General features: G+C 76.4%; 15 protein-coding genes. 9 read left to right on the top strand and 6 right to left on the bottom strand.

Annotation, left to right across the window (positions count from 1 at the left end; genetic code table 11):
- Positions 1 to 50: 50 nt before the first annotated feature.
- The gene (locus ACN27A_RS04195) at positions 51 to 470 is read left to right on the top strand and encodes a hypothetical protein (RefSeq protein ID WP_421449925.1); all 420 of its coding nucleotides are present in this window, start codon (positions 51 to 53) and stop codon (positions 468 to 470) included.
- On the opposite strand, the gene ACN27A_RS04200 is transcribed toward ACN27A_RS04195, so the two are convergent.
- The 6 genes from ACN27A_RS04200 to ACN27A_RS04225 form a co-directional block, all read right to left on the bottom strand.
- Positions 445 to 1,746, bottom strand: coding sequence for an MFS transporter (locus ACN27A_RS04200; protein WP_421449927.1), 1,302 nt, complete (start codon positions 1,744 to 1,746; stop codon positions 445 to 447). The genes ACN27A_RS04195 and ACN27A_RS04200 overlap by 26 nt on opposite strands.
- Complete coding sequence (locus ACN27A_RS04205) at positions 1,743 to 2,405, bottom strand: GntR family transcriptional regulator (protein WP_421449929.1); 663 nt, start codon at positions 2,403 to 2,405, stop codon at positions 1,743 to 1,745. The genes ACN27A_RS04200 and ACN27A_RS04205 overlap by 4 nt, the downstream gene beginning before the upstream one ends.
- Before the next feature lie 67 nt (positions 2,406 to 2,472).
- Positions 2,473 to 3,579, bottom strand: coding sequence for a CapA family protein (locus ACN27A_RS04210; protein ID WP_421449930.1), 1,107 nt, complete (start codon positions 3,577 to 3,579; stop codon positions 2,473 to 2,475).
- Between the two features lie 30 nt (positions 3,580 to 3,609).
- Positions 3,610 to 4,473: an alpha/beta fold hydrolase gene (locus ACN27A_RS04215; RefSeq protein WP_421449932.1), complete on the bottom strand. Its 864-nt coding sequence runs from the start codon at positions 4,471 to 4,473 to the stop codon at positions 3,610 to 3,612.
- Entirely contained in the window at positions 4,470 to 5,423 is a 954-nt protein-coding gene (locus ACN27A_RS04220) for an SDR family NAD(P)-dependent oxidoreductase (protein ID WP_421449933.1), read from the bottom strand. Before ACN27A_RS04220 ends, ACN27A_RS04215 begins: the two co-directional genes overlap by 4 nt.
- A complete protein-coding gene (locus ACN27A_RS04225) occupies positions 5,416 to 6,900 on the bottom strand; it encodes a flavin-containing monooxygenase (RefSeq protein WP_421449935.1) in 1,485 nt (494 codons plus the stop codon). The genes ACN27A_RS04220 and ACN27A_RS04225 overlap by 8 nt, the downstream gene beginning before the upstream one ends.
- A 110-nt stretch (positions 6,901 to 7,010) precedes the next feature.
- On the opposite strand from ACN27A_RS04225, the gene ACN27A_RS04230 reads away from it, so the two are divergent.
- The 8 genes from ACN27A_RS04230 (at position 7,011) to ACN27A_RS04265 (ending at position 15,698) form a co-directional block, all read left to right on the top strand.
- Positions 7,011 to 7,673: a TetR/AcrR family transcriptional regulator gene (locus ACN27A_RS04230; RefSeq protein WP_421449936.1), complete on the top strand. Its 663-nt coding sequence runs from the start codon at positions 7,011 to 7,013 to the stop codon at positions 7,671 to 7,673.
- 121 nt (positions 7,674 to 7,794) lie between these two features.
- Entirely contained in the window at positions 7,795 to 8,466 is a 672-nt protein-coding gene (locus ACN27A_RS04235; RefSeq protein ID WP_421449938.1) for a heme oxygenase (biliverdin-producing), read from the top strand.
- Positions 8,463 to 8,768, top strand: coding sequence for a DUF2470 domain-containing protein (locus tag ACN27A_RS04240; RefSeq protein WP_421449940.1), 306 nt, complete (start codon positions 8,463 to 8,465; stop codon positions 8,766 to 8,768). The genes ACN27A_RS04235 and ACN27A_RS04240 overlap by 4 nt, the downstream gene beginning before the upstream one ends.
- A 117-nt stretch (positions 8,769 to 8,885) precedes the next feature.
- A complete protein-coding gene (locus ACN27A_RS04245) occupies positions 8,886 to 9,524 on the top strand; it encodes a flavin reductase family protein (protein WP_421449942.1) in 639 nt (212 codons plus the stop codon).
- A 138-nt stretch (positions 9,525 to 9,662) separates the two neighbouring features.
- Positions 9,663 to 10,271, top strand: coding sequence for an ATP-binding cassette domain-containing protein (locus tag ACN27A_RS04250; RefSeq protein WP_421449944.1), 609 nt, complete (start codon positions 9,663 to 9,665; stop codon positions 10,269 to 10,271).
- Complete coding sequence (locus tag ACN27A_RS04255) at positions 10,268 to 11,566, top strand: extracellular solute-binding protein (RefSeq protein WP_421449946.1); 1,299 nt, start codon at positions 10,268 to 10,270, stop codon at positions 11,564 to 11,566. The genes ACN27A_RS04250 and ACN27A_RS04255 overlap by 4 nt, the downstream gene beginning before the upstream one ends.
- Positions 11,563 to 13,326, top strand: a complete 1,764-nt coding sequence (locus tag ACN27A_RS04260; protein WP_421449948.1) for an ABC transporter permease subunit — start codon at positions 11,563 to 11,565, stop codon at positions 13,324 to 13,326. Before ACN27A_RS04255 ends, ACN27A_RS04260 begins: the two co-directional genes overlap by 4 nt.
- Positions 13,323 to 15,698, top strand: coding sequence for a hypothetical protein (locus tag ACN27A_RS04265; RefSeq protein WP_421449950.1), 2,376 nt, complete (start codon positions 13,323 to 13,325; stop codon positions 15,696 to 15,698). Before ACN27A_RS04260 ends, ACN27A_RS04265 begins: the two co-directional genes overlap by 4 nt.
- Positions 15,699 to 15,710 lie beyond the last annotated feature (12 nt).

Here is a 15,710-nt window from a genome sequence, read left to right on the forward strand (position 1 = left end):
CGGCGAGGGGTAGGCGGGGGCACGGTTCGACGCTCGGACGGGAGTGCGCCATGAGGATCAGCCATCTGCCGCTGCGGGTCAGCATCGGCGCGTTCGTCCTCAACTCGGGGATGGGCAAGCGGTCGCTGGAGGGCGAGGCGGCGCAGGGCATGCACAAGATGGCCGTCGGCGCCGTCCCGCAGCTCGGCAAGCTCGATCCGGACCGGTTCGCCCGGCTGCTCTCCCGGGCCGAGATCGCCCTGGGCGTCGCACTGCTCGCGCCGTTCGTACCGTCGGCGCTGGCCGGTCTGGGGCTGGCGGCGTTCGGCGCGGGCCTGGTGCAGCTCTACCTGCGGACGCCGGGGATGCGCGAGGCGGGCAGCCTGCGGCCCACCCAGCAGGGCATCGGCCTGGCGAAGGACGTCTGGCTGCTCGGGGCCGGCCTGACGCTGGTGCTGGACGACCTCACCCACGGCCGCCGGCGGCACTGAGGTCCCGCGCGGCGAGCTCGCGGCGGGCCGCGTTGCGGTAGCGCAGCACCTGGACCGCGCCGAGCGCCCAGAGGACGTACTGCACGGCGAAGGCCCACCGGAAGGCGGTCAGGTCCGGGCTGGCCCGGCCGGCCGGGGTGGCCAGGTCGAGCACCACGCCGACGGCCAGCACCAGCACGATCGAGGCGACGAAGCCGCCGACGTTGACGACCCCGGTGGCGCTGCCGATCCGGTTGACCGGGTTGAAGCTGCGCGCGTAGTCGAACCCGATGAGGGAGGCCGGGCCGTTGACCGCGAGCACCAGCACCAGCGTGACCAGCAGCCAGCCCGGCGCGCGTCCCGGCCAGGCCAGCACGACGGCCCAGACCACGGCGGTGGCGCCGGTGATCGCGAAGACCAGCACCGAGCGGTGGAACGGGTGCCGGGCGCAGAGGTGCGCGACCACCGGCCCGGTCACCAGCATCGCCGCGGTCATCAGGGTGAGCAGCGACGCCGCCGTGGTCGGGCTGAGCCCCTGCCCCTGCACCAGGAACGGGTACCCCCAGAGCAGGGCGAACACGGCGCCGGAGAACTGGGTGACGAAGTGCGTCCAGAGCCCCAGCCGCGTGCCCGGCTGGGCCCACGCGGCGGCGAGTTCCCGGCGGACGTCGGTGAGGGTGGGCGCCGCACCCGACGGGACCGGCCCGCCCGGGGTGTCCCGGACGGCGACGACGACCATCAGCAGCACGGTCGCCCCGACCGCCCCGGCGGTGAGAAAGGCCGGCGTCCAGCCCGCCGAGTGCAGCAGGGCCACCAGCGGCACGGCGCCGAGGATCGCCCCGAGCTGGCCGAGCGTGCCGGTGAGCTGGGTCATCATCGCGTAGCGCCGCCCCGGGAACCACAGCGCCACGATGCGCAGCACGCTGATGAACGTCATGGCGTCGCCGAGACCGATCAGCACGCGGGCGGCGATCGCCAGGGGCACGTCGGTGGCCACGGCGAAGCAGAGCTGGCCGGCGACCATCAGCGCGCCGCCGGCGATGAGCAGCCGGCGGGACCCGAACCGGTCGAGCAGCACGCCGACCGGCACCTGCATCACCGCGTACACGGCGAGCTGGGCGACGGAGAAGGTGGCCAGCGCCGAGGCGTTGACCTCGAAGCGGTGCGCCGCGTCGACCCCGGTGACGCCGAGCGAGCTGCGGTGGAACACGGCGGCCACGTACGCGGACACGGCCACACCCCAGACGAGGCCACCCGCCGAGCGGAACGGGGCGGGCGGCGCGGTCAGCACCCTCACCGCAGGGCCCGCAGCACGGTCGCCGCGTTGTCGATGTGCGCGGCGACGGCGGCGAGCCAGCGCCCGGGGTCGTCGGAGTCGAGCGCGGCGAGCTGGTCGGCGTGCTCGGTGAGCGCCGTCTCGGCCCAGCCGGGCGAGAGCCGGAAGCTGGCCTCCCCCATCCGCAGCTGCCGGTCGCGCAGCCGCTGGTACAGCTCGGCGAGGATCTCGTTGCCGGCGGCGTCCACGACGGTGGCGTGGAACGCCCGGTCGGCCTGCATCAGCGCGGCCAGGTCACCGGCGGCGTGCGCGTCCCGCATCTCGGCCAGCCGGGCGGCGAGGTCGCCCCGCAGCGCGGCACGCCGGGGCCAGACCCGCTCGGCGGCGTGCAGCTCGACCAGCCGCCGCGCCTCGATCACGTCGGTGATCTCGCGGGCGGAGACCGGGCGGATCAGGGCACCCCGCTTGGGATAGAGCCGGACCAGTCCCTCCGCCTCCAGACGCAGCAGCGCCTCCCGGACCGGGGTGCGGGAGACCCCGGTGGCCTCGGCGATCTCCCCCTCGCTGACCAGCGAGCCGCCCGGGTGGATCTGCTCCAGGATCTCGCGCTTGAGGTGCCGGTAGGCGCGTTCGGCAGCCGAGGGCGCGGCCGTCCGGCCCGACGGGGAGGGATGCGTCATGTATCTATGGTGGGCCCCGTCTCCTCGGCGCGTCCCGCGCCCCCGCCGGGGGTGGCGCGGGCCACCGTCAGCGTGGGTGCAGCGTCAGCAGCCCGTCGCCGTCGACGGTGGACCCGCGCGCGAACGGTGGGCCGAAGCCGCCGAGCAGCCCCGCCAGCCAGCCGGCCTCGTCGGGCGCGGCCCGCTCCAGCCGCATCCGGCGCATCCGTACCGGGGCCGCCCGCAGGCCCCGCAGCGCCCCGGTGTCCGCGTCGAGGGTCGGCAGCCAGAGCAGCCGCAGCTCCGGGCGGTACGCCTCCCGCCCGCCGATGCCCTCGTAGTCGTCGACCAGGTCGCCGCAGCCGTAGAGGATGAGCCGGTCGCGGTACACCTCGACGGGGCGGGGATGGTGCGACGAGTGGCCGTGCACCACGTCTACGCCGGCGTCGACCAGCCGGTGGGCGAAGTCGACGTGCGCGGGCGGCACCTCGTACCCCCAGTTGGTGCCCCAGTGCACGGAGACCAGCACCCGGTCCCCCGGCCCGGCCACGGCGGCGATCCGTCCGACCAGCGCGTCCGCCGAGGCGACCGAGACCTCCGGCAGGTACGCCACCCCGGGCGACCCGGCGGTGGCCGCCCAGGGCGGGGGCACCCCGCTGGACGGTACGGCCACCGACCACACGAGCAGCCGGCTGCCCCGGCCGAGCGGCACCCGGGCGGGCCGCCAGGCCGACGCCGCGTCCCGGCCGGCGCCGGCGGTGGCGATGCCGGCGCCGGCCAGCGCGTCGAGGGTGTCGGTGAGCCCGACCGGGCCGAAGTCGAGGCTGTGGTTGTTGGCCAGGGCGCAGACGTCGAGCCGGGCCGCGGCGAGGCAGGGCAGGTTTCCCGGGTGCATCCGGTAGTGGATCGCCTTGGCCGGTGTGTGCTCGCCCCGGCCGGTCACCGCGGTCTCCAGGTTGACCACGCGGGCGTCGGGCCGCAGCTCGTCGAGCAGGTGCAGCGCCTCGCCCCACGGCCAGGCCGGCGGCGCCGGGCGCGGGACCGGCCCGTTGGCGTCCCGGGCGAGGTCGACGTAGTCGCGCGCGTCGCGTACCGCCGGTTCGCGCAGCTCGGGCGGGCCGGGCGCGGGCAGGATCGCGTCCACGCCCCGGCCGGTCGTCACGTCGCCGCCGAGGAAGAGGGTCAGCTCGGGCACCCGGCCCGCTTTCCCCGTCCCGCCGCCGGCTCACCTGCCGGCGGCGTCCGCGCCGGCCTCGGCCCAGAAGTCGACGAGCAGGCGGTGGAACTCCTCGGCGCACTCGATCTGCGGCATGTGCCCGCAGTCGGCGAACAGGTGGGTGCGGGCGCGCGGCAGCCGGGACCGGGCGGCGTCGAGGTGCGCCGCCGGCAGGATCAGGTCCCGGTCGCCCCAGACGACCAGGGTGGGCACGTCGAGCCGTGCCACCTCGGCCAGCAGCTCCTCGCGCCACTGCGGGCTCACGCCCCGGAAGGTGCCGAGGCTGCGCGCGGTCTCCAGCATCACCCGGGCGGCGTACGGCTGGCGGGCGACCGCTAGGGCGTGGGCGACGCGCTCGGCGGTGGCGAGAGCCGGGTCGTGGAAGAGCGACAGCTCGGCGCGGCGGGCGGCCCACCGGGTGGGCCGCAGCAGCAGCCGGCCCAGCGGGCGCAGCGCCAGCAGCCGCAGCGCGATGGTCACCTCCCGGCCGAAGCCGGCGCTGTTGACCAGCGTCAGGCTGGCCACCCGGCCCGGCTCGGACGCCGCGAGGCGCATGGCGACGGCGCCGCCGAGGGAGTTGCCGACCACGTGCGCCGGCTCCTCGACGCCGACGGCGTCGAGGTAGCGGGCGGCGAACTCGCCGAGCGCCGGCAGGGTGCAGGGTCCGGCCATCGGCAGCGAACCGCCGTAGCCGGGCAGGTCGACGCTGTGCACCCGGAACCGCGCGGCGAGCAGCTCGTGCAGCTCGGTGAAGTCGCGCAGGGTGCGGCCGATGCCGTGCAGCAGCAGCACCGGCGGCCCGTCGCCGTCGACGCGGTGGCACACCCGCCGGCCGTCCACGCTGACGTGCCGGCGCCCGGCCGGGGCGCTCACGCCGGCTCCCCGGCCGGGTCGGCCGCCGGGGGCGCCTCGGGCTGGCGCTGCGCCGGGGGCGCCTCGGGCTGGCGCTGCGCCGGGGCGGGCGATCCGGTGGTGAGCCGGCGGGTGGCGTCGCCCGCGACGCGGTCGAGCGCGAAGGCCAGGACCCGCTGGTACGACACGGGCGCGACCCGGGCCAGCAGGTCGGGCAGCTTCGCCGACCAGCCGATCAGCACCCGGCCCCGGCGGCGGTGCACGCCGCGCAGGATCACCTCGGCTGCCCGGGCGGGGTCGATGGTCAGCAGCTTCTCGAACTGCCGGCGGCCGGTCTCGAACTCCTCGGCGGGCACGCCGGCGCCCACCCGGGCGTTCTGCGCGATCCGGGTGCGGATGCCCCCCGGATGCACACAGGTCACCCCGATTCCCTCGCCGGCCAGCTCCTGGCGCAGCGCCTCGGTGAAGCCGCGGACGGCGAACTTGCTGGCCGCGTAGGCGGTCTGCCCGGCCGGGGCGATGATCCCGAAGAGGCTGGAGACGTTGACCAGGTGCGCGCCCGGCTCGACCCGCAGCGTGGGCAGCAGCGCGTGGGTCAGCTGCGCCACGGCCCGGAAGTTGACGTCGACGACCCAGCTGAACTCGTCCAGGCTCACCTGGTCGAACCGGCCGCCCAGCGCCACCCCCGCGTTGTTGACCAGCAGCCGCAGCGCCGGGTGCCGCCGCCGGATCTCCTCGGCCACCCGGGCGGTGGCGGCGGCGTCGGCCAGGTCGACCACGTAGGCGGTGAGCTGCCGGTCGGGGTGCGCGGCGCGGACCGCCGCGACGACGGCGTCGAGGCGCCCGGCGTCGCGGTCGACCAGCACGAGGTCGCTGCCCCGGCGGGCCAGCCCGTGCACGAGGGCCTCGCCGATCCCGCTGGCGGCGCCGGTCACCACGGCCGTGCCGCCGGTGAAGACGAACCTACGCACGGGCGGTCCTCCTTTGCGGTGTGCCGGCGCGGGAGAACCGCACGCCGGGGTCGGTGAGCCGGCCGTGCCGCATCAGCAGGACGTCCCGGGGATAGTTCTGGTACAGCCGCCACGGCGCCCTGGCGCCCTGCTTGGGCAGGGCGTCGACGCTGCGCAGCACGTAGCCGGCCGTCAGGTCGATGATCGGCTCCAGCTCGCCGTCGGGCGGCGGCAGCGGGGTGACGACCTGCTGGCCGGTGCGGTCCAGGTGCCGCAGCAGCCGGCAGACGTAGGTGGCCACCAGGTCGGCCTTCAGCGTCCACGAGGCGTTGGTGTAGCCGAGGGTCAGCGCGAAGTTCGGCACCCCGGAGAGCATCATCCCCTTGTAGGCGACGGTGTCGGGCAGCTCCACCTCGACACCGTCCACGGTCAACGTCATGCCGCCGAGGGCGAGCAGGTTGAGCCCGGTGGCGGTGACGACGACGTCCGCAACCAGCTCCTCGCCGGAGCCGAGCCGGACGCCCCGCTCGGTGAAGGTGTCGACGGTGTCGGTGACCACCGACGCCCGCCCCCGGGCCACCGCGGTGAACAGGTCGCCGTCGGGCACCACGCACAGCCGCTGGTCCCAGGGGTCGTAGCGGGGCGAGAAGTGCCGGTCGACTTCGTAGCCGGCCGGCAGCCGGCCCCGGGCGGCGCGCAGCAGCAACCGCCGGACCAGCGCGGGCGCGCGCCGGCTGAGCTGGAAATTGGCGGTGGAGAGCAGGACGTTCTTCCAGCGCACCACCGGATACGCGGCCTTCGCGGGCAGCCAGCGCCGCAGCGCGTCGGCCAGCACGTCGCGCGAGGGCAGCGCCAGGACGTACGTGGGTGAGCGCTGGAGCATCGTGACGTGGGCGGCCCGCTCGGCCATCGCCGGCACCAGGGTCACGGCGGTGGCGCCGCTGCCGATCACCACCACCCGCTTGCCGGTGTGGTCGAGGTCGGCGGGCCAGTGCTGCGGGTGCACGATCCGCCCCGCGAACCGCTCGGTGCCGGGGAACCCCGGGGCGTACCCGGCGTCGTAGCGGTAGTAGCCGGCGCAGGTGAACAGGAAGGAGCAGGTCAGCGCGACCGTCTCGCCGGTGTCGTCGCGCCGGGCGTGCACCGTCCAGCGGGCGCTTGCGCTGTCCCAGTCGGCCCGCAGCACCCGGTGCCGGAAGCGGATGTGGTCGGTGACGCCGTACTCGTCGGCGGTGCGGCGGACGTAGTCGCGGATCGAGTCGCCGTCGGCGATCGCCTTGGGGTCGGTCCACGGCTTGAAGGAGTAGCCGAGGGTGAACATGTCGGAGTCCGACCGGACGCCGGGATAACGGAACAGGTCCCAGGTGCCGCCGATCGCGTCGCGGGACTCCAGCACCGCGTACGTCTTCTCCGGGCATCCGCGGCGCAGGTGGCAGGCGGCGCCCACGCCGGACAGGCCGGCGCCGACGATGAGCACGTCGACGTGTTCGGTGGCCATCTCGTCTCCGTCCGCCGGTGTGACCGGACACTAGCCACGGCTGTCGAGGCTCGTCAACACCCTGTCGAGTCGAATCGACACAGTGTTGATCCGGTGTAGAGTCACCGGGCATGACACCCGCCCGTACGGCCACCGGGAACGCGACCGGGCGCGGACGGCGCGCGGCGCGCTCCGTCGGCGACGAGCGGGAGCTGGCCATCCTGGCGACCGCCGAGCGGCTGCTGGGGCAGCGGGCCTTCGCCGACATCTCCATCGACGACCTGGCGCGCGGGGCGGGCATCTCCCGGCCCACCTTCTACTTCTACTTCCCGGCCAAGGACGCGGTGCTGCTGACGCTGCTGGACCGGGTCATCGAGGAGGCCAACGCCGCCGCCGGGAACGTGCTGGAGCGGCTGGCCGAGGATCCGCCGGCGCGCTGGCGGGAGCTGATCGACCGGTTCCACGAGACGTTCGGCGCGCACCGCGCGGTGGTGCTGGCCTGCGCCCAGGTGCGCGGCACCAACGCCGAGGTGCGCCGGCTCTGGGCGACCGTGCTGGAGCGCTGGGTGCACGCGATCGAGACCGCGATCGTGGCCGAGCGGCGGCGCGGGGCGGCCCCCGACGGCGTGCCGGCCCGCGACCTCGCCATCGCGCTCAACTCGATGAACGAGCGCGTCTGGTACGCCACCTTCGCCGGCGACGGGCCGGCCGTGGCCGAGCGCGACGTGGTCGACGTGCTGCGCGACGTGTGGCTGGCCGCGATCTACCGCGGCGCCGCTCCCTCGCCGGCCTGACCAAGCAGGGCGGCGGGGTGTGCCGGCATGACCTCGATGTCGTGCCCCCACCCACGTGCCGGGCTACCGTTGATCTCTCCCGACGGCAGCCCACCCGGGCTTCCGTCACCCTGGAGGAGACATGAGCCCGACCAGCACCCCGTTCTCGGCCGAACTGCGGGCCGCCAGCCAGGAGGCCCACCAGGGCGCGGAGTCCCAGCGGTACGTCTCGGCCCTGGTGGCCGGCGAGCTGGACCGCGCCGGCTACGCCGCGCTGGTGGTGCAGCACCACGTCATCTACGAGGCGCTGGAGGGCGCCGCCGAGGCGATGCGCCACGACCCGCTCGCCGGCCCGTTCGTCGACGACGCGCTGACCCGGCTGCCCGCCCTCGCCGCGGACCTGGAGTTCCTGCTCGGGCCCGACTGGCGCCGACGGATCGACCCGACCCCGGCGACGGTCGCCTACGCCGGGCGCCTCGGCGCGGTCTGCGCCAGCTCACCGGAACGGTTCGTCGCCCACCACTACACCCGCTACCTCGGCGACCTCTCCGGCGGCCTGCACATCGGACGGTCCCTCGCCCGGCACTACGGGCTGAGCGGGGCCGCCGGGGCGGCGTTCTACCGGTTCGACCGGATCCCCAGTCCGAAGGCGTACAAGGACGCCTACCGGGCCAGGCTGGACGCCCTCCCGCTCGACGAGGTGGGTCGGGCCGCGCTGCGGACCGAGGTGCTCGTGGCGTACCGGCACAACACCGAGGTCCTCGCCGCCCTGTCCCACCTCGTGCCGGCCACGGACTCGGAGGAGGCCGCGTGACCGCCCCGTTCGGCGCCGACGTGGTCGCCGCCGTCTGCCGGCACATGAACGACGACCACGCCGGGGACTCGCTGCTCATCTGCCGCACGCTCGGCGGGCAGCCGGCGGCCACCCGGGCCCGGGCCACCGGCCTGGACGCCGAGGGGATGGAGTTCGCCGTGACCGTGGACGACATCGAGGTCCCGGTGCGGGTGCCGTTCGCCCACCGGCTGAACGAACGCGCCCAGATCCGGCAGGAGGTGGTGCGGATGTACCGGGAGGCGTGCCAACGGTCCGGTCTCCCGCCGCGCCCGGCCGGCTGACCGGCGGCACGGCGCGAACGCCACGTCCGATCGCCGCCAGCGCCGACCCCGCCGGTTCCCGGATAGTCGGCTCCGGTGGCGCGACGCACGGTCGCGTCCTCGGTGGAAGGCGGACGGATGCACGTCGTGCCCGGTCTGAAGGTGCTCTACTTCGGGACCCCGGTGGTGCTGGTCACCACCCGCAACCCCGACGGCACGGCGAATCTCGCGCCGATGTCGTCGGCGTGGTGGCTGGGCAGGCAGGCGATGCTCGGGCTCGGCAACAGCGGCCGGACGACGTCGAACCTGCTGCGCGAGGGCGAGTGCGTGCTCAGCCTGCCCTCCTCGGCGATGGTCGACGCGGTCGACCGGATCGCGCTCACCACCGGCCGCCCGGATGTGCCGGAGCAGAAGGCACGCCAGGGCTACCGCTACGAGCCGGACAAGTTCACCCTTGCCGGGCTGACCGCCCAGCCGTCCGCGCTGGTCGCGGCGCCCCGGGTCGCGGAGTGCCCGATCCAACTGGAGTGCCGGGTGGTCGCGGCCCACCCGTTGGCGGGAGACGACGTGCGGGCCACCGCCTTCCAGGTCGAGGTGTTGCGCGCGTACGTCGAGCAGGACCTCGTCATCCCCGGGACGAGCCATGTGGACCCGCTGCGCTGGGATCCGTTGATCATGAAGTTCTGCGAGTTCTTCGGCGGCGGGCACCACGTGCACCCGTCCCGGCTCGCGGAGGGCTGGCAGATGCCCCACCGGCTCGGCGCGGCGTCGCGCTGACCGGTGGGCCCCGGTGGCTCGGCGCGGCGTCGCACTGACCGGTGGGCCCCGGTGGCTCTCCACAGGGGATGGTGGCGGGGCGCCGGTCGTCGCCGGATTGTGCGACCCTGGGATCGACCGCCCGGGTCACCGGAGGTGATGGCCACGTTACGACTGTGCGAGCTCGTCGCCGTGCCCGGCGCCGCCGCGGTGACCCTCGACGTCGCCGCCGGCGCCACGGCCGCCCTGGTCGCCGCCCCGCCGCTCGGCACCGCCGTCGCCCGGGTGGTGAGCGGGCTGGCCGCGCCGGTCGCCGGCCGGGTCCTGGTCGGCGACCGGGAGGTGACCGCCCTGCCGCCGCCGCAGCGCCGCATCGCCTACGTGCCGGCCGGCGGCGCGCTGCTGCCCCACCTGACCGTGCGCCGCAACATCGCCTACGGCCAGCGCCGGCGGGAACGGGTGCGGGAGATGGCCGACGCGTGGACGGCGAAGGTGGTCGACCGGCTGGAGCTGGCCCCGACGCTGGAGCTGCGACCGCACCTGCTGTCGGAGGCGCAGCGGTTCCGGGTGGCGCTCGCCCGGGCGGTGGCCTGCCTGCCCGAGGTGCTGGTGGTCGACCTGCCGACCGGACCGGCCGGCGGTGGGCGGCTCACCGACCTGCTCGGCAGGCTCTCCCCGGAGAACACCCCGGGGGTGGCGGTGCTGGTGTGCACGGCCGACCCGGGCTCGCTGGCCGACGTGCCGGTCGTCGCCGAGGTGGGCCGGTGACGCCGGTGGGCCGGGCCGCGCCGGTGGCGCGCCTGAGCCGCCGTACCCTGCTGCGGGCCACCGCCGCGCTCACCGCGACCACCGGCGCGGGCTGCGCCGCCACGGCGCCGGCGGTCCAGGTCGCGGTCGTGTGGAGCGGCGGCGAGCTGGCCCGTTTCCGCGAGGTCGTGAGCAACTACGGCGCCGACGTGCAGGTGATCAGCGCCGGCAACGACATCGACGCGTTCCTGCGCGCCCGCCACCTGGCCGGCACCAGCCCCGACGTGGCGATCCTGCCCCGGTCGGGGCTGGTCGTCGAGTACGCCCGGCGCGGCTGGCTGCGCGAGCTGACCCCCGCCACCAGCTACGCCCTCCCGCCCGGCATGGCCGACCTGCTCTCCGCCGACGGGCGCCGCTACGGCGTCTGGGTCAAGGCGGCCCACAAGTCGCTGTTCTGGCACTTCCCGTCGATGCTCCCCGAGCCCCCGCGCACCTGGGATCAGCTCGTGACGCTCACCCGGCGGCTCGGCGCGCGGGCCCGGTCGGGCGACGGCCCGGCGCCGCTGGCCGTCGGCGCGGCCGACGGGTGGGTGCTCACCGACTGGTTCGAGAACGTGCTCGCCGACGTGGCCCCGCCCGGCCACTACGAGGCGCTGGCGCGCGGCGAGGCCGACTGGCGGAGCCCGTCGGTGCACACGGCGCTGGACCGGCTCGCCGAGCTGTGGGGCGTCGACGGCGCGTTCCCCGGCGGCGGTCGCCGGGCCCTGCTGACCCAGTACGAGGAGTCGGTGATCCAGGTGGTGCACCACCGGCGGGCGACGATGCTCTTCGAAGCCGACTTCGTCGACGACGTCAGCCGCCGGTTCCGCCGGGGCCCGGAGCAGCCGGAGACCTTCCGCTTCCCGGGCGCCCGGGTGGCCGGCGGCCCGCTGATCGTCGGCGGTGACGCCGCCGTGGCGTTCGCCGGCTCGGCCCGTGGGGCGGAGCTGGTGCGCTGGCTCAGCGACGGCTCCGCCTTCCAGCCGTGGTTGCGCGCCGGCGGCTACCTCTCCCCGAACGTGTCCGTGCCGCTGGACGACTACCGCGACCCCGTCCGGCGCCGCCTCGCCGCCGAGCTGCGCACGGCCGAGGCGGTGCGCTTCGACCTCTCCGACCGGCTGCCGGGCCCGTTCACCGGCTCCGACGGGGTGGGCATCTGGCGGATCATGCAGGACTTCTTCGCCGACGTCACCGGCGGGGTCCCCGCCGGCAGGGCGACCCGCCGGGCCGTCGGGCAACTGGCGGCGGCGGCCCGGTCGGCGGGCGGCGGGCGATGAGCCGGGTCCTGGGCGAGCTGGCGGTCCTCGACGACGTCGGGCCGCCCCGGCGCGGGCGGGCCTACCCGGCGGCGGGGGCCACCTCGGCACTGCTGCTGCCCGCCCTGCTGCTGCTCGGCGGGCTGGTGGCGTGGCCGGTGCTGCGTACGCTGCACGCCAGCGTCACCACCGACGGCCGGTGGGTGGGCGCGGAGCACTTCCGCACCGCGCTGGCCGCGCCCGGCACCGGCGCCGTGGTGGGACGCACGCTGCTCTGGGCGCTGCTGGTGCCGGCGGTGGTCACCGTCCTGGGCTACCTGCTCGCCGCCGCCTCGCGCCGCTCGCAGGAGGGCGGGCTGGTCCGCCTCATCCTGGTGGTGCCCACCGCGCTGCCGCTGGTGGTCACCGGGGTCACCTTCCGGCTGATGTACGACCCGGACCCGGAGCGCGGCCTGGCCACGCTCGTCGCGGCGGCGCTGGCCGGCCGGCCGGCGGCCGACGCCCCGCAACTGCTCGGCCCCGGCCTGGTCACGGTGGCGCTGATGTCGGCGTTCGTGTGGGCGTGGGTCGGGCTGGCCGTGCTCGTGTTCCGGGCCGCTCTCGACGCGGTGCCGCCCAGCCTCGCCGACGCGGTACGCGCCTACGGCGGCAACCGCCGCGACGTGCTCTGGGACGCGCAGTGGCGGCCACTGCTGCTGCGCACCGTGGCGGTGGTGTTCACCCTGGCGGCGCTCGGCACCGCCCGGACGTTCGACCTGATCCTGGTGATGACGCCCGGTTCGGTGCGCGACGAGGCGTCGGTGCTCGCGCTGCGGGTCTGGCAGACCTCCAACGGCGCCACCACCGGCGAGGGCGCGGCGCTCGGCGTGGTGTGGCTGGTGGCGGTGGCCGCCGGCATGCTGGTCGCCGCGCTGTTCGTGCGGCAGGCGTGGCCGCCGCCCCGCGACCCGGTGCCCGTCGCGCCCGCACCGGTGGCGCCCGCGCCACGCCGGACGACCCGGCTGCTGGTGGCGGGAGCGGCGGTCGCCTGGCTGGTGCCGCTCGGGGTGCTGCTCGCCACCTCGCTGCACGGCACGGTGGACGCGGCGGCCCGGGGCTGGTGGTGGAGCCCGCCCGGCCTCGACTCCTACCGGGACCTGCTGACCGGCGCCGAGCTGTGGCGCACGCTGGGCTTCACGCTGGTGCTGGCGACCGTGGTCACCGCCGTGGTGCTGGGCGTCGCGCTGCTCGCCGCGTACCCGCTGGCCTGGCTGACCGGGCCACCCGCCCAGGCCACCGGGCTGCTGCTGATGGCCGCCAGCATCGTGCCGGTGCAGGTGATCGCCGGGCCGGTCAACGAGGTGCTCGGCGTGGTGCTCTCCTCGGGCACGGCGCGTGGCCTGGCGCTGGTGCACGTCGCGCTGGGCGTGCCGTTCGCCGTGCTGGTGCTGCGCAACGCGTTCGCGGACCTGCCCGCCGAGCAGGTGCGGGCGGCCCGGGTGGGCGGGCGGCACTGGTGGGGCACCCTGCGGCTGCTCGCCCGGCACAACCGCCCGGCCGTGGTGGCGGTCGCGGTGCTGGAGTTCGTGCAGGTGTGGAACGACCTGGTGGTGGGTCTGCTGTTCAGCGGTCCGGGCGCGCTGCCGTTGGGGCTGTTCCTCGCGGGCCAGACCCGGGGCTTCGCGGCCAACAGCGGGGCGCTCGCCGCCGGCTCGGTCATCGCCTCCGTCCTGCCGGTGCTGCTGGTGGTGCTGGCGCGCCGCCAGCTCGTCGCCGGCCTGGTCGCCGGGGGCGTGCGGTGACGCGGCCGGGACCGGCCCGCCGCCCGCGGCGGCCCCGGCGGCTGAGCCTGCTGCTCGCGGTTGGCGGCGTGGTCGGCGGCACGGTCAGCGCGGTGCTCGGCAACGTCACCGGCAACCTGCTCTCCGAGCTGTCCGTCGCCCAGCTCGGCTCGGCGAGCGCCGGGGTGATCGTGCTCGGCCTCGCCGCCGCGATGATCGTGGAATGGCGCCGCCAGCGGCACCAGGCCGCGACGCCTGACGACAGCGAGCCGCCGCCCGTCGCCGGCGCGCCCACCCTGCCGTGGCCGGCCGGGTTCACCGGGCGGGCCGGGCACGTCGACGCGATCGTCGACCTGTTGGAGAAGGAGCACGCGGTCGCGGTGGTCGGCCGGCGGGCCGTCGGCACGTCGGCCTGCGCGATCCAGGCCGCCAACCTGTGCCGGGACGACTTCCCGGACGGCCAGTACTACCTGGACCTGCGCCGGGGCGGCCGGCGGCACGACGCCCGGCAGGTGCTGACCGCGCTGGCCCGGATCCTCGGCACCCGGCCGCCGGCGTCGGGACGCGCCGACGACCTCGCCGACGCCGTCGACGAGCTGAGCGGCCAGCTCGACGGCCGGGCGGTCCTCGTGGTGCTGGACAACGTGGACGACCCGGCCCAGGTCCGACCGCTGCTGCCGCCCACCGCGCGGACGTGCCGCCTGTTGCTGGCCGGCACGGGAGCGCTGGCCGCGGTGGACGGGGTGGTGGCGCACGGGCTCGCCGAGCCGGACGCCGCCGACGCCGTCGAGCTGTTCGCCGCCGCCGGCGCCGCCGCACCCGTCGCCCGGCCGCACCGCCCGGACCCGCGCACCGACCCGGCGGTACGCGACCTCGTCGAACTCTGCGGACGGCAGCCCCGCACGGTCGCGGAGCTCGGCAGGCGTACGGCGCAGCACGGGTGGCGGCACAGCGACGTGCTCGACGCGCTGCGCCGCGCCGTCGACACGCCCCCGCACCAGCACGTCGCCGCCTCCCCGGCGACCCTGCTGGTGACCGCGCGGGACACCGCCTACCACGCGCTGGGCGGCGAGGCGGGGCGGTTGTGGCGGCTGATGTCGCTCAGCCCGGTGCCGCTGGACCGGCCGACTATCGGGGCGCTGGCCGGCCGCCGTCCGGACCGGGTGGCCGCCCTGCTGCACGAGCTGGCCGCCGGCGGGTTCGTCACCGGCGCGCCCGGGGACCGCTACGAGGTGCGCTCGCTGCTGGCCCCGTACGCCCGGATGCACCTGCGCGACGCGGAGCCGGCGCGGCGGCGGGTCGCCGCGCAGGCCCGCCTCACCCGGCACCTGGCCCGGCGGGCCGAACGGCACGCCGCGAGCCTCGCCGTGGTCGGCTCGCCGCCGGACCGGGAGCCGACGCTGGCGCTGGACGACGACCCGTACGGCTGGTTCGACCTGCACCAGGAGCTGCTGCTGGCCGTGGTCAGGGTGCCGGCGGGCGCGGCGGAGACCCTGCCGCGCCGGGTGCGCCGCTGGTGGTTCCGCCTGGCGGTGGCGCTGTGCGGCTGGCTCGCCCACGCCGAGCGCCTCGACGAGTGGGCGCAGGTGTGCCGCACGGTGCTCGCCACGCCCACGGCCGACGACCGGCCGGAGATCGCCGGCTGGGCGCACAACGAGCTGGGTGTGCTGCGCCGCCGCCGGGGCGACCCGCAGGCAGCGGCGACGGCGCTCAGCCTCGCGGTGGCGGAGCGGGGCCGGCGCGGCACCGCGCAGGCACGGATGAACCTGGGCCTGGTGCTGCTGGACCTGGGGCAGTTCGACGACGCGGTGGAGCACCTGGAGCTGTCGCGGCGGCACCGCTCGGCGGCGGACCGGGCCGGGCACGCGCTGACCGATCTGGGCCTGGGCGCCGCCCGGCTGTCCCGGGGGGAGCTGGAGGTCGCACACCGCCACCTGGTCCGCGCGGCGAACGCCTTCCGCGCGCTCGGCGACGCCCGGGGCTACGCGGCGGCGCTGACGAACCTGGTGCTGGTGCACGCCGGGCTCGGCGAGCACCTCGACGCGGCGCAGTCGTGGCGGGCGGCGCTGCGGGAGTACGAGTCCGTGGCCGATCCGACCAACCGGGCCGCCGCGCTGCTCAACGCGGGTGCCGCGCTGTTGTCCACCACGCCCGCCCAGGCCCGGCAGGCGTACGAGTTGCTGGCGGAGAGCCTGCGGCTGCGCGACGGGCGGCCGACGGCCGGCCTGGGGCGGACCCTGCTGCACCTGGGCGACGCGGCGGCGGCCCTCGACGACGCGGACGAGGCCCGGCGGCACTGGGCGGACGCGGCGGGCGTGTGTGAGGAGGCGGGGGACGTCGACGGTCAGGCGGCGGCCGACGCCCGCCTGGTGGGCAGCGACGCGCCCGCCTGAGCGGGGCCCGCA

This window comes from Micromonospora sp. WMMD737 (assembly GCF_049179055.1).
Lineage (GTDB): Bacteria > Actinomycetota > Actinomycetes > Mycobacteriales > Micromonosporaceae > Micromonospora > Micromonospora reichwaldensis.

Excerpts from the sequence above, each read along its gene's own strand:
- ACN27A_RS04245 (WP_421449942.1), top strand. The coding sequence starts at position 8,886 with ATGCACGTCGTGCCCGGTCTGAAGGTGCTCTACTTCGGGACCCCGGTG.
- ACN27A_RS04205 (WP_421449929.1), bottom strand. The coding sequence starts at position 2,405 with ATGACGCATCCCTCCCCGTCGGGCCGGACGGCCGCGCCCTCGGCTGCC.
- ACN27A_RS04235 (WP_421449938.1), top strand. The coding sequence starts at position 7,795 with ATGAGCCCGACCAGCACCCCGTTCTCGGCCGAACTGCGGGCCGCCAGC.
- ACN27A_RS04250 (WP_421449944.1), top strand. The coding sequence starts at position 9,663 with ATGGCCACGTTACGACTGTGCGAGCTCGTCGCCGTGCCCGGCGCCGCC.
- ACN27A_RS04260 (WP_421449948.1), top strand. The coding sequence starts at position 11,563 with ATGAGCCGGGTCCTGGGCGAGCTGGCGGTCCTCGACGACGTCGGGCCG.
- ACN27A_RS04225 (WP_421449935.1), bottom strand. The coding sequence starts at position 6,900 with ATGGCCACCGAACACGTCGACGTGCTCATCGTCGGCGCCGGCCTGTCC.
- ACN27A_RS04195 (WP_421449925.1), top strand. The coding sequence starts at position 51 with ATGAGGATCAGCCATCTGCCGCTGCGGGTCAGCATCGGCGCGTTCGTC.
- ACN27A_RS04230 (WP_421449936.1), top strand. The coding sequence starts at position 7,011 with ATGACACCCGCCCGTACGGCCACCGGGAACGCGACCGGGCGCGGACGG.